This is a genomic window from Sphingopyxis sp. (assembly GCF_035998905.1).
Lineage (GTDB): Bacteria > Pseudomonadota > Alphaproteobacteria > Sphingomonadales > Sphingomonadaceae > Sphingopyxis.
This window is the reverse complement of sequence record NZ_DASYHG010000025.1, coordinates 302,899-322,453: the sequence shown is the minus strand read 5'-3', so window position 1 is coordinate 322,453 and position 19,555 is coordinate 302,899. Positions and strand designations below refer to the sequence as shown.

Here is a 19,555-nt window from a genome sequence, read left to right as displayed (position 1 = left end):
ACCAGCGCCGCCTCGTCGACATGCCCGAACGGGCGGTCCGCCATATACGCCGCCGACGGCGCACGCCGCAGCACATAAGCCTCCCCACCCCACGCGAACGCAAAACTCTCCATGTTCGCGCCCCCGGACAAGCGACACAGCTCCGACAGCTCCCCGGAACCCGCTACTCGCGACATCAAGGCACTCAATAAATCAGCGAAAGTGGTCATGCGCCCCTCCGTCGCGCGCGCATTTCGCTCAACTCGCATGTCCGAAACATTCCCCGCACTCGCCACATCCCCGGCCTAACCGATATCCTTAGTATACTAACTATATCGATGGACGCCATCATGGGCAAGCAGAGAGATGGCGGCGCCCGGCCCACGATCCTGCAGCGACCGATGACGGCATATTCCGGATGCGAGGCCGGGATTAACAGGCACCCCCTCGGCTGTCCCAAAACGGGTCCTTAGAATATTAATCAAACTTTCAATTTGCTTAAGTTTCCTTAACTTTTTAGAAGGTGTCCCACTGAAGAGCCAAAACGTCCGTCGCGATGTCCGCGTCTGTGAAGCGAGCCGGGGGGTTCGCCACACATGCGGTTGGGGGAAATGATGCAAATGCTTTGGGGGGGCAGGCCCGGTCTGCCCGCAATTCGAATTGCGTGTATCGCTACCGGGTTGCTGGCCACGATGGCGCCTGCACAGGCCCACCCCGATTCCGTCGCGATCGATGTCTCCGCAGAGATCAAGGAACGATGCGGCTTCACCGCCAAGGGTCCGGCGAGCATCGATGCGCCGCGCGACCTCGAAGATGCCGCCAGCCTGTCGATCAAGGTCGGCCTCGACTGCAACACCCCCTATGCCGTGGGCGTGACGTCCGAAAATGGTGCACTGGTCAACCTCGACGCCAAGGATGACGGCTCGGGCTACGCTTTCAGCAAATCCTATCGTGTTGCGCTTGCGCTGGAAACCGACCGCGGCATCGTCCGCAGCGAGCGGTGCCGGTCGGGCGAACTGTCGCGCGACGGCAATTGCGATTTTGCCGCTTCGCGCGCGGGCAAGGGTTTGAAGTCGGGTCGCGGGATCAGCGTCGGCCGTGACGCGATCATCACGATCGACTGGCCAGCCCAGTCGACATTGCCGCGCCGGCTCGCCGCCGGCCGATACAAGGACACATTGATTCTGGTGGTGGGGCCTCGCGGATAATGCGGACCCACTCCACGAAGTGCGGCGCGCGGGTCGACGCGTCGCTGACATGCCGGACAAGCCCTTCGCGGGCACCGGCGAAGCCGATGGGGCCATCTGCCGGCCTCGATTTACCCGCGCCCCGATTCATGGGCGTCATTTAACTTAAGAGGAGTTGAATATTATGAAGCGTATCATTCTCGCGGCCAGCACGGCCATTGCGTTCGCCGCGACTGCCGGCGCTGCCTCGGCCGCCGAATCGGCCACCGTGAACATCAACGCCGAAGTCGCCAGCAAGTGCGGCGTTTCGGCAACCACGACGCAGTTCACGCTGGACGAACTCACCGGCGCTGACGCCAAGGTGCGTGCGGCCGTTACCGACGAAATCGCGGCGAAGCTGAACAGCGCGAAGATCATCCCCTTCTGCAACAAGGCGGGCAGCCAGGTTGAAGTGAAGCGCGGTGTCCTTTCGCGCGTCGGCAACACCGGCACCGGCACGACGACCGGCGGCTATGCCCAGCATGTCCGCTACAACCTCGACACCTCGATCGCCGGCCTGGCGCTCGACTCGACGTCGACCGCCGGCGCCTCGAACGTTGCCCAGCCCTTCGGCGGCCACACGAGCGCCAGCGACGCCAACACGCACATCAAGTTCGTGAAGGCTTCGGCACAGGGTGACCCCGTCGCGTCGTCGAACGGTTCGACCCCGACCGCAACCGACTGGTCGTCGCTGACCGATCGTCGCCTGATCGCAGGCACCTACACCGGTTTCGTCACCATCGAACTGACGCCCGCGTCGTAACAATTTTCCGGAGGCGGGGTTCGCTCCGCCTCCGGATTCTTGCCTGAACCCAAGATCATGACCATCACCCTTCCGCGTTTCGCGCGTTCATGGATGGCCCCCGTCGTGGCCATCGTCCTGCTCCTGGCGCTGATCGCGCCGGTCGTAGCGATCAACGTGCAGCCCGTTATCATCGACCTGCATTCGGCCGGCCGCCGGGCGTCGGCGGTCATCAGCCTGCAGAATACTTTTCCCGACGCGGTTCCGATCGAACTGACCGCGCACCCCATTCGGATCGTGAATGGCGAGTTGCAGGAGTTCGAGGAGGAAGAGGCCGAAGACCTGCTGATCTTTCCGGCGCAGGCCACGGTTGCCAGCGGCAGCACACAGGCCTTCCGCGTCCAGTGGGTCGGCGAACCCGACCTCAAGGAAAGCAAGCATTTTTATGTGACGGCGGCGCAGCTTCCGGTTGCGCTGTCCGAAGACCAGAACGCCGTCCAGGTGCTGCACCGGTTCAAGATCCTCGTCAGCGTCGGCGCCGCCGCCGCCACTTCGTCGCTGGAAGTGACCGAGGCCCGCATCGGCGTCGATGCGAACGGCAAGCCGCGCCCCGTCCTGACCGTCAGGAACGACGGCACGACCTATGGCTATGTCAGCCAGCGCCGCATGACGATCGTCCAGCGCGACGCGAGCGGCGCAGAAATCTTCCGCCAGACCTTCGAACCCGACGAGATCGGCCAGCGCATGGGCATGGGGCTCGTCCCATCGGGCCAGAGCCGGAACCTCGCCGTCAATGTCGAACTGCCGAAGGCAGAGGGAGCCTTGTCGATCGAACTGGCGCTGGCCGGAAGCAACTGAAGACCGTGCGCCGTTCCCGTTCCCGCCTGATTGCCCTGGGAGGGCTCATATTGTCGCATCCCACGGCGGGCGTGGCGGCCGGGGAAATGGCGCCGGGCGCGAACGCGCGCGGGACGCCGCCCGCGAGCCCCGCCGGCGGCGTCCCGCTGGCGGTTGTCGCCGCAGCCCAGCAACCGGCGCAGCGACTGAACCCGACGGGCCGCGACATCCCGATGGGCGGGCCGCTGATGGACAATGGCTTTGTCCTTGGCGACATTTCCTACACGCTGACCACCGACGATCGCATCCTCGTCGACACAAAGATGCTGTTGCCGATGCTGCAGCGCGTACTGACCGCCGACGCCCTCCAGAAACTGGCGGCGGCCATCGGCGACCGCTACAGCATTTCGACGGCGGAACTCGCCGATATCGACCTTCGCCTCACCTATGATCCGTCGAATTTCGGGCTGCGGCTCGATGTCGAGCCCGGGATGCGGCCACGGCAGATGATCAGCGTGTCGGGCGGGATCGACCCCCTGTCGGGTCCGATCGTGCCGGCGGCGAATTTTTCGGCCTATGTGACCGCCGCGATCAACACCGACTATGTCCACAAGGGCGGCGATACCGGGCTTTCGACACCCAATATCATCCTCGACAGCGCGGCGCGCCTGGGCGGCTTCGTCCTCGAGAATGAGGCGAATATCCAGCGGCGGTTCCGGCGCGAAGGCACGCGCCTCGTCTATGACGACCTGCGCCGCACGGCACGCTACACCGCGGGTGACCTCCAGCCGATCTCGCGCGGATTTTCGGGCGCATCGCCGATGGCAGGCGCTTCGATCGTGCGCGTCTATGCCGACCTGGAACCGCAGCGGAACATCCAGCCGCGCGGCCAGCGCTCCTTCACCCTCACCCGCCCCTCGACGATCGAAACGATCGTCAACGGGCAAACGGTGCAGCAGACACGCCTGAACCCCGGCACTTACGACATCGGCGATTTCCCCTTTGCGCAGGGGTCGAACGACGTCCGGCTGATCATTCGCGACGACACCGGACGCGAAGAGGTCGTGTCCTTCTCGCTGAACTTCGATCGCACCCTGCTTGCCTCGGGATTGACCGAGTTCGGGCTCTATGCGGGCGTCGAGGCGCCATTCAGCCTGAACGGGCGCCGCTACAGCGACAGACCGGTCTTTTCGGGCTTCTATCGCCGCGGCCTGACCGACGAACTCACCGCGGGCGGCAATTTCCAGCTCACCAACAAGGGCGGCGTCGCGGGCGCCGAGATCGTGTGGGCTGCGCCGCTCGGAACGCTGGCGTTCAACCTCGCCGGTTCCAGGAATGAAGCGACCGGCAGCGGCTATGCCTTCAACGCCGGCTATGAATTCACACAGCTGGGGTCGAACAACAATGCGCGGTCGCTCACCGCGACCTTCCAGACCATCAGCAAGAAATTCGCGACCCCGGGCGCGATCGTGGCGAACAATCCGTTCGCTTATGAATTCGGTGCGACCTTTTCGCAGTCGTTCGGCCCCGAACATTATGTCACCGCCGACGCCTTCTATTCGGTGGGCCGCGGCAACAACCCCAATCAATCTTCGTTTCGCGCGACGCATGGCTGGCGCCCGAATCAGCGGCTGCTGCTTACCACCGAAGCATCGTACGAGGACCGTCAGCAACGGTCGGGTTTCGGCATCCGCTTTTCGCTCACCTATCGCTTCGATCGCAAGTCGAGCGCGACGGCGGATGTCGATACGCGCCGCGAACGCGCCCGGCTCAGCTACCAGCGGTCGAGCGGCACCGGCGTCGGATCCTATAACGGATCGGTCAGCATCGACCGGGTGGAAGATTCAGTCGGCGCCAACGCGAATTTCAGCATGATCGCCAACCGCGCCGAATTCGGCGCCGCGCACCTCACATCCTTCTCGAACAGCGGACGGATCGTCGATCAGCGCACCTCGCTTCGCGGCGCCTTCTCGCTCGCTTACGCCGACGGGACCGTCGCGCTGTCGCGCCCGATCTACGACAGCTTTGCGATCCTCAAGACCCACGACACGCTGGGCAAGACGCCGGTGTATGTCGACCGGCGCAAGGATGAATATGTTGCGCGGTCGGGAACGTTCGGCGGCGCCGTGATGCCTGAATTGAGCGCGCACACCCCGCGCCTGCTCAGCTATGATGTCCCCGAAGCCCCGGCGGGCTACGACATCGGATCGGGCGTGCTGCAATTCCAGCCGCCCTATCGGTCGGGCCATGTGATCGAAATCGGGTCGGATTATTTCATCAGCTATATGGGCCAGCTGCTCGACGGCCGCGGCGAACCCGTCAGCCTGGTCGCGGGCTACGCCTATGAGGACGCATTGCCCGACCGCGCACCGATCCGTATGTTCACCAACCGGTCGGGCCGTTTCGCGATCCAGGGCCTTCGCCCCGGCCGCTGGCGTATCGAAATGCCGACGGCGAACGGCACCGCGACCTATCGTATCGAAATTCCCGCAGCCAGCACCGGAATGGAGCGCGGCGGCGTCCTGGAACCTGAGGAACGGAAATGAAAACGCCAGCAATGATCCTGATCGCGGCGGCCGCCTGTACGGTGCCGCAGGCCGCATTCGCCAGTTGCGCCGATTTTCGCGCATCCTCGAGCGAACTCAGCCTCCAGTACGATCCGTTCAGCCCCGCGGGCGTCGAGCGGACCTTCACATTGCGCACCCGACGGCTGGATCCCAATGTCACCGCGGTGCGCGTGGTCATCGCCGATCCGGGCAGCATCGAACGCGGCGCGGCGCTCGGCCTCGACAACGCCGTGCGATACGACATCCGCTGGACGCGCGACAGCGGACGGATCGTCTTCGTTTCGGGTGCGGAACAACCCAATGCGACGAACGGGGCGCTGATCCAGTTCGGCCCCTCGCGCTCGGGCGACAGCGTCAACGAAACCTTCCGCATCCGGATTCCGGCGGGGCAGGCGATCGGCGCCGGCGACTATTACCAGCCGCTCGAGCTTCGCTTCATATGCTATACCGGCCGCGACGAGATCGACCGCAGCATCCAGACCGGATCGCAGGTCGCCGTCAACTTGCGGGTGCCGGAACGGATTTCGACCTTTGTCGGCTCACCGGGGACCCGGCGCGGACGGATCGATTTCGGCGAGATCGATGCGTTGGGCGGAAACCAGATTCGCGGCCTGATCGTGACGGCGCAATCGACCATTCCCTATGACATCCGCGTCGACACCGAACGCGGGGCGTTGAAGCGATCCGACCGCGACGATGCGGAAGTTCCCTACAGCCTGAAATTGTCGGGGTTTCCGGTGTCCGACCGGTCGCGCCTCGTTTGCGACCGCACCCCTGCACCGGGCGGGCGGGCGCACAACCTGCAGGTCGAACTCAACGGCGACGATTTGCGCAAAGCCCCCGCGGGCGCCTATCGTGATATCGTCACGCTGACCTTTTCGCCGCGCCTCGGCTTGGCGGGCGGCGAAGGATGTTCCGCCACGCGAGGCTGACCGCCACGCGTCGTAGGCTTTTAGAAAACGGGTCCCTTGGGCTGGGCGTCGATGCTCAGCGCGATGCTGCCTTCGGGCAGATCGTCTTCGGAAAGGACCAGCCGCAGCGGCCGTTCGCGAAACTCCGCCGACGCCGCATCGACGATGATCGTGTGCGTCGCCGTGGCGGAAAGCGGGACCCGCGCATTGCCGACCTCGACCCAGGCATCGGTCAACCCGGCCGGGTGGTTCAGCGTCACCGTATAGCCTGCCATGCTGTTGCAAAGCTCGGTCATGACGCCAAGGTTGTTCGTCCCGGCGCGGAACGGCTGTGCCGGGCTGGCGGCCACGCTGACCTGGCACACCGTCGGCACGCGCGCGAAGATCGTGAGCGACGTCCCGTCCGACGCCGAAGCAGGCGTTGCCACTGCTGCGATCGCGACGAGCACTGCGGCGCTCCGATTAAATCCTGCCTTTGGCATAGCTAGCCTCCTGTTTCAGGAACCGCTCTAAGCCGCCGGTCTAAAGTTGTGTTTAATCGCCATGGTTAAATATCTTAACCTTGCCGGGCAGGTCCCAAAGGCAGGAATTACTTCCTATATTTCGATCATGATCCGTATCTTGTCCGGCGTCGTCCCGACGACGCGGGCAATTTGTTCGCGGCTTCGGGCGAGCAGGTCTTCAAGCATTTCGGGAACATCGGGTCCGAACAGTTCGGACATCGGGATACCCAGCGCATTCGCCAGCGCCTTCATCCGGGCGTCGCGCGGGCGCGCCTTGCCGGTTTCCCACGCACAGATCGCGGGCATGCTGACCCCGAGTTGCGACGCCATCTGGGCCTGCGTCAGCCCCTTCGCCTTGCGCAATTGTTTGAGGCGGTGACCGAAATCCTCCGCCGGCGGTGAAGCCAGCTGCTTGTCGGACGAGGCGATATCGCGGCTGACCGTGCTGCGCAGTTCGACCGCGCTCAGCGCGCCGGCAGAAAGCGCAACGTCGAATTCGCAGCCGTAAAGCCGACCACTCGCCCATATGACGCGCGCCGCCGTCGTCCCTGCATGGGGCAGCTCGATGGCGATTTCCTCGCCCGGCGCCAACGCGGCCTCGCTTTCAAGCAGCAGGCCCGACGCCGATATATTGTGAATAAGGACTTCGGTCGCACCGCGCGCGGCACTGATACCCTGGGTCTGGAGGCGCAGGTTTCGCCGTGCATTCCGCCGCTTTCCGCCCTGCTGTTCCTGATCGTCAAGATATGCGGTTATGACCATTTGTGCGCTTTCAAATAGGCACTTAGTCAACCCCCATCAGTTAACAGACCGTTATTGCGAAAGGCAGCGGATGCTGCCGCGCCACCATAAAGGCGGCAATGCGCCGCTTCAATGCGGTGCATCATCGTCCGGTCGCGCGGCGCGGGCGGCAGGACGCGCCGTTGCGTATCGGCGGCAGGAGCGGGTGAAGGAAGACTGTGGGGGGGCGGCTCTAAACCTAACCCCCCACGTCGCTAACGGACTCGACCAGATCGGCCACCGTTCCAGCCGGACAAATTGTCATGCTGGATGGCCACGCATAGCGCCGCTGCCGCATTTATAGCACAGGCGAGCCGACAGACAAAGCGGCAATAGCGGCTCAAGCCGGCACATTGTCGCGTTTTCGCATCGGCGGATCGCCATGGACGACATTGTGCGGCGACACCCCGGCGACCAGGTTCTCGGCGGCAAGCCAGAGGTAATCGTCAATCCCCGTATCAATCCGCTCGACGCTGTGTACCCGGATTCCGACGCGGGCGAACCCACCCTCAGGTGACTTCCTGTCGGCAATTCCGATGCGGTTCTGCGCAATGATGATGAAACGCCCCAGATAGCCGTGGACGCGGATGCCGAACTGAAAGCGGGTGTCGGCGTCGGGTTGATCGTCGGCCCAGTCGAGCAGGTTGCGTTCGATGCGCAATGTGTCGACATTGCCGACAAACATCCCCGACGAGCGTTCATGCGCCCGCGACGGAGCCCGCAGATAGATGGCATTGTCGCTGACGCGGACATTATGCGCGATCTGGGTCTCGCCCTTTTCGATGCTGACGCCGACGTGGACGCCCTGCAGGAAACCCCAAATCCGATTGCCCTCAATGGTCACCTCGCCCAGATGCCCGCCGCCGCATGTTATGCCCTGCCGCGCCCCCGCGGTGGCCGGCATCGCGTGGGCCCGGAACCATCGGTCGACATTTCGGTGGCGCGCACGCAGCCGGTTGTCGGTCGCCATCACATAGGCGACCGCCATCAGGCGTTCGGCAAAGCCGTCGATGTCGCGCGGTTCGTTCAGCGTATAGACCGCGTCGTCGGCAAACAGCGCCTGCCAATCCTCCAGCGCGATCGGCGTGTCGAGCAGTGCGGTGACGCTGCCGTAAATCAGATAGTCGCCCTCGACCACCAGCGGCCCGTTCCGGGCCCGGCGCGGCGGCCGGCGCGTCGGACGGGCGGCCCGCCCGGCCGCGACCTCGACACCGCCGGGCAGCAGCGCCGACAGCAGCGCCTCTTCGCGGGCGCCGTCGGCAAGCGTCGCGGTGCGCCGCCGTCCCTGCGCGACAAAGCGCCGCACCGTCGGGGTCCCCGTCTCGAACTCGGCCGCGCGGCGCGCAAGGCTTTCGACATGCGCGGTGATTGCAGCCGGGGTCGTATCGCCGACGAGCGGATTGGCGCGGAGCATCACATCCCATTCGGCCTGCGGCACCGACGACGGGAAGACCGCCTGCAAATCGCCGAACGACAGGATCCGGCGGTCGTCGGGGTCGCGGCGCGTGTCGGCGTCGACCGCCCGAACCCGCCGCACCAGCGCCCTCGCGACCGCTTTCGCCCACGCCTTGCTGTGGATCAGCCGATTGTCGTTGAGCTTGCTGCCGCGCCCGCCGACAACCAGTTCGTTCTGCGCGACGATCGTGTTGATGGCGTCGGTGACCAAAATGCCGTCCTGGAGATATCCGGTGATCAGCCGGTTGCGCATGACGCGAACCAGCGGGCTGGGCTTCTCCTTGTCTCCCGCGACGGTCAGGCACGTCCGCCCGGTCTCGATATCCCCGCCGCAGCGCAGCGTCATGTCGCTGACATCGACGATCGCGGTGTTGCGGATCGTGATCGAGCCCTTGCGATCCTGCCTGATCGCGTCGATTTTTTCATATGCCTCGACATCGGACTTCGGCGGGGTCGGCGCGTGCGGCGTGTCGAGCGTTTCGACGCGCAGGTCGCGCAGCGTCACGCTGGCGAAGCCGTCGAACATGATTGCGCATTCGCCCCTTTTGGCAACGATGCGCGTCCCGTCGCCCGCTCCCGACATGCGGACATTGCCCTTGCCGTTCAGTTCGACGAACAGCGAGGTCGAAAAGGTCCCGCGCTGGAAACAGATCGCGATATCCTCGTCATAGTCGATGAACCGCAATGTCTCGACCCAATTGCTCCCCTCCTCGATCACATAGGTCGAACAGCCGCCATGGCCGCCGTCCGTGTGGAAGCGCGCCGAAAAGATGATCGGCGGGGTTCCGGGCGCAAGGCCGCCGACAAGGCTGGCCTGTACCTGGTGGATCTCGTCGGCCGCGGCGGGATCGAGCGACCATCTGACTTCGGCCAGCCCGTCTGGTCCGGTCACCTGCTCGAACGCCGCGACATGGCCGTTCGACCCGGCTTCCAGTTTCCCGGTCCGACCGGCCGGGCCAAGGAATTCCCATTTGACGCGCGCGCCATTGACCGGCGTCTGCCCACGCATCACCGCGACGCGCAGCTTCGCCGGCAGCGGGACGAGCCCCGCCGCATTTTCAGCCGACACGCTCTGCCCGTCGCCGCCGCGATAGAGCAGCGCCCGGTCGGTCAGTGTCGCGAGCGGGATACGGCAGTCCTCGATCGCGGCCGCTTTGATCATCGCGAGCGGGGCGTAGCGAACCACCGGCCCATGCGGCGTTTCGGCGATGTCGGCCAGGTTGCCGTTGTCCCACGCGATCGACCCGTCGGCGCGCACCGCACAGGTCCAGTAATCGCCGCGGCGGAAGCGCGCGGCCGCCCCGCCGGTCAGCTGGATCGTCAGCCCGTCGCCCAGATCGATCACGGCGGAATCGCTGCCGTTCGGTGCCAGCGCGGCCGCGGCCATCCCGACCGGCGCGCCGTTCGTTCCGGCGGGGATGGCATCCCACAGACGCAGGAACCAGGTTCCGTCGTCGCTGACGCCGGTGTTGGCGACCGCGCCGCTCGCCGGCTCGACAAGCGTGACACTGTCGTCGCTCGCCAGCGCCACCTGGAACAAGCGTTCGGGCGTGACGGCCGGGGCGGCGTCGAGGTCGTCGTGGATCGACAGGATTTCGGCATAGGTGCCCGGCGCGAACCAGTTGCGCGGATCGAGCGAAGGCGGCGTCACCGTCAGGCGTCGTCCGTTGACCTCGCTCACCTGCACCATCAGGCTGGCGTTGCGGCGCGACAGTTTCAGCTTCAGCCCGTCGAGGCCGAAACGCGGGCCGTCGGCGGTCTGCTCGAGCACGTTCCCGCCGTGCACCTCGACGCGGTAGAGCAGATTTTCGAGGCGCGTATAGCCGCCCCCAGGCGTCAGCGAGCAGGGATCGGTCGACGATCCACCGGTCTTTTTGATGAAGGCAAGCTTGCCCGACGACGGCAGCGCCATCGCGCGCCAATTGTCGTCCGACAGGATCGTGTCGCACGTCGCCGCGCTATTGGCCGGGGTCAGCGGGAAAACGCGCCAGTCGTTGATCGATCGCCCCGACGCTTGCGCATCGCCCAATGCGCTGTCGGCAAAGTTGCTGTCCTCGACCGGGTCGACATGGCGGACGAGCGCCTTCAGGACGAGCGCCGCTGTGGCGCCGACATTTCCCATATAGGGGTGCGGTTGTCCGGCGAGGGTGCATGCCGCGATATTCTCGACGCGCCAGCCGTCGAGATAGGCATCCCCCGCACCGATCGAGACGACTGCGGGCGCCCCCCCGATCGTCGCGGCGAAGGCGCCGGTGCCCGCGGGCACGACCAGCCGGCCGGGCGACCCCATCGTATCGCGCGCTTCCTCTTCGATGCGCGCGAGCAGCGTTTCGGCCTGCCCGTTGATATCGGCGTCGAGCAGCACCTGCCCCTGCCGCGCCACGACGGCGCGCAACTGACGGGCGTCGCGCTGCGGAATCCGCAGTCTTGTGGCGTCGCTGCGTATCGTCATGGCCGGTTCCTTCGCATACTGACCGCGCTTGAACGCGTGTCGTCGATCAGTCCGGCTTCATTGCCGAACGGCAGATAGTCGTCGAAAAGGCTGCGCACATTCGCCATGCGGAGCGCGGTTGCGGAGCGCGAGAAGGCGCCCATCTCGCTTTCGCCCTCGCCGCCCCGCGCGATCGCATCGCCGGTCATCGGATGGAGCATGGCGAGCGTCGGCTCGTCGAGCGCGGTGTCGAGCAGGGTCGGCGCGGTCGCGAGGCGGATGTCGGCCTTTTCTTCGTCGGTGAGCGCGTCGCCCTTCCGCTCCGCGGCCGCAGCGAGCGCGAGGTCGGGCTGGCAGCGGAAGCGGCGCGGAAGCGAGGAGCCGTCGGCTGTCCAGCTATAGCGAACGCATCCCGCCTGCGTCCGCTCGGCGGTCACCGGACCCACGAACAGGCCGTTGGTGGCCTCGACGGATTTCACATGCGCCGGGCCGATCAGCGTCAGGTTGGCGAAATCGGCGTCGATCCCTTTGGCGGCAATCGCCATGCCAAGGGCACCGTCGCTGCTGACGATAGAGTCGTGCACCGACAGCCGCCCGCCCTGGCTGCCGTCGAGTTCGATCTTTCCGGTGATGCAATGGTCGATCCCGATCGACGCGCCGGCAAGGCTGCCGACCGACTTCAGCGCCGAGGCGCCCGGCGCGCGCAGCGTCGAGTGGCGGACCAGCAGGTCCGACACGCTGTCGGCCTCGAGTTCGAGCCCTGCGGTGAGGATAAGCCCGTCGAGGACCAGCCGCCCGGCACCTCCGGTCTGCGTCTTCACGCGCAGGCGTGCCTCGACCGCGAACTGCCGCGCCTGCCGCACCACATATCCCAGCCGGGCGGCGTCCGGATCAAAGCCCGGGCGAACCTGCGGGCTGACCCAGCGCGCCGCCACGATATGCAATTCGCTGCCCTTCGGAAGCTTGATCGACCAGCTCCCGCCCGTCGCGCGTCCGCAATTGTGCAGCACGATCAATCCGCGCTTCCCGGTGCGGTCCTGCGCGTTCCATGCGGTCAGCGCCGCCGCGAGCGACGCCGCCACATTCACCCCGGCGGGCGGGGGGTCGTCGGACGCGCCGACCAGCCAGACGATCGTGCTCCCCGACGGTTTGTCGATCACCTCGAAAGGGACGTCGGCGTCGTTGCGATCGTGCGGCCCTGCGCCGATTTCGCGTCCGATCCCGGTCGCATAGGCGATCCGCACCGCTTCGACGGCATGTCCGGGCGCCGTGTTCGCGACGATCAGCCGGCCGGTCACCGGATCGAAGCCGCACGCGATGGGACTATTCCCATCATGCTTCTGCGGCCCTGCCGCGTCGCCGGTGAACCAGCGATGCGCGCGCTCTGCGGCGGGCCGGTCGCCCACATTGGCTGGCGGGTCGTCTAGGTTGGCAATCAGGATTTCGGCCGGGGGGACGCGGCGATATTGCATCGCGCCGCCCACGTCGCGGCCGAGGTAAATGGTAAAGGGACGCCCCAGCCCGTCGAACCACGGCGATGATGCGAGGCGCGGATCGCGACCTTCGAGCGCGCTCTCCCGCAGCTCCTCGGTTTCCAGATGGAGTGGAAGCCGGCGCAGCCGGTCGGCGAGATCGCTTTCGACGACGCGGCCTTTCGCGTCCTGCGAGCGCCGGTCGGGGTTGAACAGGCGCAACCGTTCGCCATCGACCGGGGCGAGCTGGAAGTAACCGGCTGGCGCCTGCCCGCCGATCCGCCACGGCCGTGCCAGCGGCACCGCCGCGAGATCAGCCTCGCTGTACGGCCCCAATCCCTTTGCCGCGTCAAACGTCGGCGCGACGGGGCGCAACAGGTGGACGCCGACATTCGGGACATGGTGCCGTCCGCCGGTTCGCGCGATCGACCGCACGTCGACGAGACGGGGAAGCTGGTCGAACGCGGTCGCGGTGGCGGCCGCCGTGCCGCCCGCGATCAGCGATGCTGCCCCCGGACGATCGGGGCGGATGTCCGCCATATGCGCAAGGCGTGCCAGCCGCGCATAATATTCGACCGCCACCGCGCCGAAACCGCCGGCATCGCTGGCCAGCGCCTCGATCACCCGCGCCGTCCCCTTGCCCCGCCGATAGCGCATCGTGTTGGCGATATAGGCGCGCATGCTCTGGCCGGTCCCCGGAGGCAATGGCTGGAGTGGCTCGGCCGCGATCAGCGCCGCAATGTCAGGCAGCATCGCTTCGGGCGCGGTTTCGGCAAACATGCCGTCGTACAGGGCGTCGATTTCGCCTTCGACCTCGACCACCCCCGACGCCAGGACCTGGAGCAACGCGCGCAGCGGATAGCCCTGCGCCGCATCGACGGTCTGGACATGCGTGGGCAGCAGCGCGAACAGACGCTGGCCCTCCGCCTTGATCCGCGCGCTGCCAGCCGGCTCGGTCATAGGACAAGCTCCTCAAAGGCGAGGCGCGCTGGATCGAGCGCGAGCAGGCCCGCGCGCAGCAGCGCGCCGGTATCGGGATCGATCGAGGGTGCCGGGCACAACAGCCGGCCTTCGCTTTCCGCCGGATGCCCGGTGCCAAGTGTGAAGGCCCTGATTTGCGCCGCCTCGACACCCGGAACCGCCTGGACGGCGGCCAATATCTCGCTGCGATGCAGTCCGCGGCCGAACGGCCTGCGATCGGCGCCGAAACGTGCGGCAAGCGCTGCGCGCGCGGCCGTCTCGACATCGGCGCGGACGAGGTCGGGGTCGGTCGTCAGAGCAATCGCGATCGTTGGGTGGATCAGGTCGAACCCTTCGATCCGGACCTGGCGTCCGGGGACCGTCACCCGTTTCAACTCGTCGGCGAGGCCGGTCACGATATCCGAATCGGGTGCCGGCGAAGCGAGGTCGCTGGTCGCGATCGTCAGGCAGACGAACGAGCGCATCCCCTGGTACAGCTCGGTCGCCAGCGCCTTGCCGACACCGCGATAGGCCGCGGCAAAGGCTTCATGGTCGGACAGGCTGACGACGCGGTCGAGCGTCCGCACCGACTGCGGCGCGGCATGGCGCAGCACGTCGATCGCCTCGGGGTCGCTTCCCCCTTCGGCAAGCACCGGATTGCCGATCTTCGCGATGCCCGCGACGGGCGCCATTGCCATCGTCAGCCGCCCGGCGGCCAGATTGCCCGCGCGGCCTGCCCCCGTGCGATACAGCGCCGTGACATTGTGGAGGCCGCTCGGCAGGCTGCCCCCGAATTGCAGGACGCTCGCCCCCTCGCCGTCGGTGCGCAGGGTAAAGGCATGATCGTCGCTGCCGCGTCCTGCCAATGTCGCCACATGGTGCCACCGCCGTCCGTCCACGCGCGCCTCGATGGCCGGGGCATAGCCGCGTGCGGTCGCCGCGGGCACATGGCTGAGCGGCTTGCCTTTCAAGGCGAAGCGCTGGTTGCGGCGCCCGGCATCGCCCGAACCGATGATCTCGGCGCCCTGCACCGGGGTTTCGCCATGCGATGCGCCGATACAATTGCCGAGCAGGCGGAGCGTCGTCGACCGGAAGCGCATCTTCACCGGACGCTCGAACCGCAGCATGGTGCGGCCATTTGATATGGTGGCTTCGGCGATCGTCGCAACCTCGCTGACGATCTCGCCCTCCCTGCCCGCCTCATTCATCCATCGCTGTCCGGTCAGGACGACGCGGCGCCCGACGGGCAGCGACGCGACCCCCTCGATCTCCAGCATGTCGGCAGTGCCGGGAAGCGCGGCATCGACGGGCGGGCGATAGAGCCGCTGCACCTCGGTCTCGATATTGATCGCCAGCGAGCGGACAAGCCATGCAAAACTATTGCCCGCGGCGGGATCGAGCTCGATCTTGTCGAGCGTAATCTGGCTCACCTTGGCCGAGATCAGGAAGTCGCTGCGCGCTCGCTCCTCGACATAGTCGATCAGGGCCAGAATTTCCTCGATCGGCACTTCTTCGGTCCGGGCAATCCTTGGCGGCGTAAAAATGCAGACGCGCCCCGCGACCGCTCCGGGATAGACAGCGTCGAGATCGAGCTTCCTCGTTTCGGCACCCTTCTTGCTGCCGAAGCTACCTCCGGTCCCCACGAAAAAGTTGGCCCATTCGGTCACAGCATCGGGATTGCACATCCGGTGCAGCTCTTCGGCGGTTTCATCGCCCGATGCCCCCACATCGCCAAACGCGCATTTGATCTCGTCGGTCATCGCGCGGATGTCGGGCGCGGTTGCCCCGAACGGCGATGCTGCTTGCCCCAGGATGACGACCCGCCCCGCATAGGCTTGCGCCGCCGCCGGACTCCCCGAAATCGTCCGCAGCTGTGCCAGGTGCAGGCGGGTGAACGGTGCGCCGTCAATCGACGGGTCGGATATGCGTTCGAGCGCGGCGATACGCCCGACGCGCCACCGCACCTGCCCCGCCGCGGTCAGCGGCGCCGCCACCAGATCGCCGATCGCGGCCGCGCTTCCCACACCTTCAAGGCACAGCATATCCGTGTCGGTCGTTACCGGGACTCTCGCCTGATGCGGGCGCAACGCGTTCCACGCGCCGACCGCGGTCAGTTCGGCGTCAGTCTCGAATATCTGGGGCATTTCGTCCTGCCCCGGCACCGATGCGACCTTGCTGCCTTTTGCGACGCGGACTTTTTCGGGCGATCCCGCCATCGTGTCGACCGTGAAGGCCAGCGTCGTCGTCGCGGACAGCGCCGGGCGCGGCACATAGCCGACAAGGCCGGTCAACCGCGCCAGCGCATCGCGATCCTGCCCCGAAAGGATCGATCCGTCGGCCGCCAGCCGCGCGCTGTACCAGGCAAGGATGTGCAGGCTCGCCGCATGGGCATCGATCAGCGCGATCGCCGGATCGTCGGCCGCCCGCGTCGTCAGGCCGGCAAGCGGCCGGGCATGGTCGATGCGCGTGCCGGCGATGCTGCGCATCATCCTTTGCCGGATCGCCGCCTGGCGAAAATGATGCGCGTCGCCGACCGCGGCGCGCGAAACTGCGGCGCCGCCGCCACAGCTGGCACAGGTGCCGCACGCGCAGGCCGCTTCGCTGCTCATCGCCCGCCTCCCATTACCAGCCCAAGCCTGCCCTGTTCGGGAAAGCTCGGATCGTCCGAAAGCTGGAGCACTTCGAGCGCGCCGGGCTTGATGACCCCCGCGGCGATCTCGCCATCGGCGATCCGGCCGAAACGCTGGAACTTGCGCGCGGTGACGCTTTCGACGCCCTCCACCGCCATCGCAGCGGCGACGAGCCGCGACAGATAGAGCGGCGCGCCGAAATCGAATTTGTCGGGATGGAAAAAGCCCGGCCGGTCGCCGCTGCCGGGCCGCAGCACGGCGCGAAGCTCTGCCGCGACATGGCTGCGCAGCGCGTGCGGCGCGACGCACACCATCAGTTCGATATCGAGCGGCACCAGCCGCGCCGCCCTGACCGCGATATCGAAACCGATCAGGCGATAATTTTCCATATGGCGCAGCAGGTCGGCCCGGAACGCCGCATCGACCGCGGCACCCCCCTTGCGATCGATATAGAGCATGATCGTTTGCCACGCCCCCGTCCACATCGGCACCGCCGCCGCGTCGGCGACGCCCGGATGCTGGCGGGCGACAAGCGCATAGTCGTCGGCGACCACAGCGCGTTCTTGGCGGCGGAAGGCGACCGGGGCGTTGATCCGGATCTCGTTGACCGGTTCAGGATCCGCCCCGCCGCGCGCGGCCAGCGGATTGGTCACCGCGATCCGTCTGTCCGCCTCGGCATCCTTCAGTACCAGCCGGCCGATCGCATCCGCCCCGATATTACCCTTGGTCCCGCAGCCGAACCGGCCGCTGACGCTGAAACGCATTCCGACCGTCGGACGCAGGCCATGGACGTCGTCGCCGGGACGCAGCGCCACGCGCCCGTCTATCGTCTGTTCGACGACGAAGTCGCGCGAATAGCGGGTGCTTTCCAAAAGGTCGGGCCGCGCCGTCCATGACCGGAAATCATCGTCGAGTTGCAAGGCCGCCGCATGTGTACCCGGGGTAGCGATCGCCAGCCGCGCGGCGGACACCGACGCGTCCGCATCGTCGAGGTCGAGCGGTGCGATGCGCGCCACATCGCCGCGATCGAGCACCGGGCGCCATATTCCCTCGTCAGGCGGCTCATCGGGCATCAATTCGGGCCGCACCGCCTTTGTTTCGGCCGGCGTTAAGGCCAGCTCGGGCGACGGAGGCAGCGAGGCGCCATGATCGGCGAGCATGATATTCGCCGCCACCTCTGCAAAAGGCGCCGTCGAGACGGGATCGCGCTCTATCTTTGCCTGGATAACCAGGTCGAACGGCAAGGCGTCGGCTTCGTCCCATTCGACCGTCACCAGTTTCAACAGCGGCTGGAGCACGTCGGTCACCGGCGTCACGCGGGTCAGGCGGACGATATGCCGGTGCGCCGGGTCGGCATCCTCCGCGCGGCCATTTACGGGCGACCGGGCCTCGGCAAGCAGCAGGAAATCGCCCGGTGTCAGCGCGCCACTGCCCTGGCTGCCGTCGACCAGCGTGATCGCCAGCGCGCCTTGCGGAAGACGGCATTCGTCTGCGGCCCAGCTATGGACGGTCATGCTGTCTCGCCAGCTCCACAGCTGCAGCGCCGCGACCGTTTCGAATATGATCGGGGGATTGCCGACGCGCCGGGCATAGTCCGAGGCCTTGATGACGCTGCGTTCCCCGGCCTCGCCGAGCAAGAGCGGCGTAGCGGCGGGCAGCTCAAATCCATCGTCGGCGGCGTCGGCGAGCGTGAAGCGCGCGAACAACCGCGCGCTGGCGCCTTCGCCGACGACATAATCGACGAGGCGGGCGTGGCGCGCGATCGAGGTCCGGCTGCGCGCCGTCGACAGGAATGCCTCGGTGCCGACCCAGTCGAGCTTGTAACTGAGCTGATCCGCGCGATAGGCCAGCGCTTCGACCAGTGTGGTCGTGAAATCCACCGGATCGTCGGAACGAAAGCCCGGCACCAGCGTCGCGAGCCGGTCGAGCATCAGCCGGCGAAAACCCTGATAGTCGCGAACGCGATAATCGAAGGAGGGATCCGCGGGCAGCGCATCGTCATCCTCGCCGCAATCGGGGGCACAATCATAATCGCTCGCGCAGCCGATCTTGAACGAGAAGTCGACTGCGGCGAGGCGCGGGTCGAAGAAGGTCGGCGGGGCGGCATTGTCGGCGCTTCGCACCACCGAAAGCCGGTAGTTGGAAAAATCGGTCAGCTGCCCGCTGGCGATCCGCAATGTGAAATGCCGATCATCGCCCACCAGCGTATCGAGCGCAAAATCCTGCGGCGCGGGATGGCGTATGCCGCCGCTCAACGCGAAGTTGGCGGTCGTCAAAGGCGGCGATCCGGCGGGCACAGCATTGACGAGCACAATGTCGATGAAAACCGGATCGAGCGTCGATTCCCCGGTGCGCACCTCGATATAATCGATCCCGGTAAAGGCCGCATCGGCGGGCGGTTTGGTCAGCAGCGTGCGGCGCTGGTCGTTGCAGCAGATATATCGATCAACCGTCATGTCAGCTCCTTCCGGATGCTGAACCGGTCGTCGGTCCGCGTAGAGTGGACCTCATAGGCCACCTGGATCTCGAGGATCGCTTCGGCGCCGTCGAAATCGACCGTCAATTCATGGAGGGTCAACATATCGCCGAGCCATTGATTGATTGTCGCCTGCAAGGCCGCTTCCAGCGCGATCGCCGTCGCACCCTCGCCCGCCCCGAACAACAGCTGGCGTACCGGGCTGCCGAGGTCGGGGCGCATCACCCGTTCGCCCGCCATCGTCAGGATCAGCAGTTCGAGCATCTGGCGCACATGCGCGCTGCCGCCGTAAGCGACGGTTGTCGCGCGCCCGTCGCGCGCCGGATCAAAGGGGAAGGCCAGCCGGCTCATGTCGCGACGACCCGCGTCTGCGAACTGGAAATGATCGGCGGGCCGCCGGGAATCTGTTCGGCGCTCTGGCAGATGGCAACGCAGGGATTGATCAGCAGCGGTTGGCCGTTCGCCGTCACGCGCGTCGCCCCGACCGTCCACTTGGTCGTCACGCAGGGTTGCGGCTTGGGGCCCGGAACGGTGAAGGCGCATCCCGCGACCATGCCTTGGTCGGTCAAGACGGCGACGGGCATTC

General features: G+C 66.3%; 13 protein-coding genes and 1 pseudogene. 5 read left to right on the top strand and 9 right to left on the bottom strand.

Annotation, left to right across the window (positions count from 1 at the left end; all coding sequences use genetic code 11):
• A pseudogene (locus tag VGN62_RS15860) lies at positions 1-209 on the bottom strand (phosphotransferase family protein); the annotation flags it as partial.
• Positions 210-671: 462 nt separating this feature from the next.
• Here VGN62_RS15860 and VGN62_RS15855 point away from each other — a divergent pair.
• From VGN62_RS15855 to VGN62_RS15835, 5 genes are all read left to right on the top strand, one after another.
• Positions 672-1,187, top strand: a complete 516-nt coding sequence (locus tag VGN62_RS15855) for a hypothetical protein (RefSeq protein ID WP_327455599.1) — start codon at positions 672-674, stop codon at positions 1,185-1,187.
• Between the two features lie 163 nt (positions 1,188-1,350).
• A complete protein-coding gene (locus tag VGN62_RS15850; RefSeq protein WP_327455597.1) occupies positions 1,351-1,968 on the top strand; it encodes a hypothetical protein in 618 nt (205 codons plus the stop codon).
• 57 nt (positions 1,969-2,025) lie between these two features.
• Positions 2,026-2,805, top strand: coding sequence for a molecular chaperone (locus VGN62_RS15845; RefSeq protein ID WP_327455595.1), 780 nt, complete (start codon positions 2,026-2,028; stop codon positions 2,803-2,805).
• 50 nt (positions 2,806-2,855) lie between these two features.
• Positions 2,856-5,330, top strand: coding sequence for a fimbria/pilus outer membrane usher protein (locus tag VGN62_RS15840; RefSeq protein WP_327455593.1), 2,475 nt, complete (start codon positions 2,856-2,858; stop codon positions 5,328-5,330).
• Positions 5,327-6,283: a hypothetical protein gene (locus VGN62_RS15835; RefSeq protein WP_327455591.1), complete on the top strand. Its 957-nt coding sequence runs from the start codon at positions 5,327-5,329 to the stop codon at positions 6,281-6,283. The genes VGN62_RS15840 and VGN62_RS15835 overlap by 4 nt, the downstream gene beginning before the upstream one ends.
• Positions 6,284-6,303: 20 nt before the next feature.
• On the opposite strand, the gene VGN62_RS15830 is transcribed toward VGN62_RS15835, so the two are convergent.
• The 8 genes from VGN62_RS15830 to VGN62_RS15795 form a co-directional block, all read right to left on the bottom strand.
• The gene (locus VGN62_RS15830) at positions 6,304-6,744 is read right to left on the bottom strand and encodes a hypothetical protein (protein WP_327455588.1); all 441 of its coding nucleotides are present in this window, start codon (positions 6,742-6,744) and stop codon (positions 6,304-6,306) included.
• A 114-nt stretch (positions 6,745-6,858) separates the two neighbouring features.
• A complete protein-coding gene (locus tag VGN62_RS15825) occupies positions 6,859-7,527 on the bottom strand; it encodes a helix-turn-helix domain-containing protein (RefSeq protein WP_327455586.1) in 669 nt (222 codons plus the stop codon).
• A gap of 358 nt (positions 7,528-7,885) precedes the next feature.
• Positions 7,886-11,452 (bottom strand): DUF6519 domain-containing protein, encoded by a 3,567-nt coding sequence (locus VGN62_RS15820; protein WP_327455584.1) that lies wholly within the window; start codon positions 11,450-11,452, stop codon positions 7,886-7,888.
• Positions 11,449-13,863 (bottom strand): hypothetical protein, encoded by a 2,415-nt coding sequence (locus VGN62_RS15815; RefSeq protein WP_327455582.1) that lies wholly within the window; start codon positions 13,861-13,863, stop codon positions 11,449-11,451. The genes VGN62_RS15820 and VGN62_RS15815 overlap by 4 nt, the downstream gene beginning before the upstream one ends.
• Complete coding sequence (locus VGN62_RS15810; protein WP_327455580.1) at positions 13,860-16,472, bottom strand: baseplate J/gp47 family protein; 2,613 nt, start codon at positions 16,470-16,472, stop codon at positions 13,860-13,862. The genes VGN62_RS15815 and VGN62_RS15810 overlap by 4 nt, the downstream gene beginning before the upstream one ends.
• Complete coding sequence (locus VGN62_RS15805) at positions 16,469-18,949, bottom strand: baseplate J/gp47 family protein (RefSeq protein WP_327455578.1); 2,481 nt, start codon at positions 18,947-18,949, stop codon at positions 16,469-16,471. Before VGN62_RS15805 ends, VGN62_RS15810 begins: the two co-directional genes overlap by 4 nt.
• Positions 18,946-19,320 (bottom strand): GPW/gp25 family protein, encoded by a 375-nt coding sequence (locus tag VGN62_RS15800; protein WP_327455576.1) that lies wholly within the window; start codon positions 19,318-19,320, stop codon positions 18,946-18,948. The genes VGN62_RS15805 and VGN62_RS15800 overlap by 4 nt, the downstream gene beginning before the upstream one ends.
• A complete protein-coding gene (locus tag VGN62_RS15795; protein ID WP_327455574.1) occupies positions 19,317-19,553 on the bottom strand; it encodes a hypothetical protein in 237 nt (78 codons plus the stop codon). The genes VGN62_RS15800 and VGN62_RS15795 overlap by 4 nt, the downstream gene beginning before the upstream one ends.
• Positions 19,554-19,555 lie beyond the last annotated feature (2 nt).

Excerpts from the sequence above, each read along its gene's own strand:
- VGN62_RS15845 (WP_327455595.1), top strand. The coding sequence starts at position 2,026 with ATGACCATCACCCTTCCGCGTTTCGCGCGTTCATGGATGGCCCCCGTC.
- VGN62_RS15835 (WP_327455591.1), top strand. The coding sequence starts at position 5,327 with ATGAAAACGCCAGCAATGATCCTGATCGCGGCGGCCGCCTGTACGGTG.
- VGN62_RS15795 (WP_327455574.1), bottom strand. The coding sequence starts at position 19,553 with ATGCCCGTCGCCGTCTTGACCGACCAAGGCATGGTCGCGGGATGCGCC.
- VGN62_RS15825 (WP_327455586.1), bottom strand. The coding sequence starts at position 7,527 with ATGGTCATAACCGCATATCTTGACGATCAGGAACAGCAGGGCGGAAAG.
- VGN62_RS15810 (WP_327455580.1), bottom strand. The coding sequence starts at position 16,472 with ATGAGCAGCGAAGCGGCCTGCGCGTGCGGCACCTGTGCCAGCTGTGGC.
- VGN62_RS15815 (WP_327455582.1), bottom strand. The coding sequence starts at position 13,863 with ATGACCGAGCCGGCTGGCAGCGCGCGGATCAAGGCGGAGGGCCAGCGT.
- VGN62_RS15820 (WP_327455584.1), bottom strand. The coding sequence starts at position 11,452 with ATGACGATACGCAGCGACGCCACAAGACTGCGGATTCCGCAGCGCGAC.
- VGN62_RS15805 (WP_327455578.1), bottom strand. The coding sequence starts at position 18,949 with ATGACGGTTGATCGATATATCTGCTGCAACGACCAGCGCCGCACGCTG.
- VGN62_RS15850 (WP_327455597.1), top strand. The coding sequence starts at position 1,351 with ATGAAGCGTATCATTCTCGCGGCCAGCACGGCCATTGCGTTCGCCGCG.
- VGN62_RS15830 (WP_327455588.1), bottom strand. The coding sequence starts at position 6,744 with ATGCCAAAGGCAGGATTTAATCGGAGCGCCGCAGTGCTCGTCGCGATC.
- VGN62_RS15855 (WP_327455599.1), top strand. The coding sequence starts at position 672 with ATGGCGCCTGCACAGGCCCACCCCGATTCCGTCGCGATCGATGTCTCC.
- VGN62_RS15800 (WP_327455576.1), bottom strand. The coding sequence starts at position 19,320 with ATGAGCCGGCTGGCCTTCCCCTTTGATCCGGCGCGCGACGGGCGCGCG.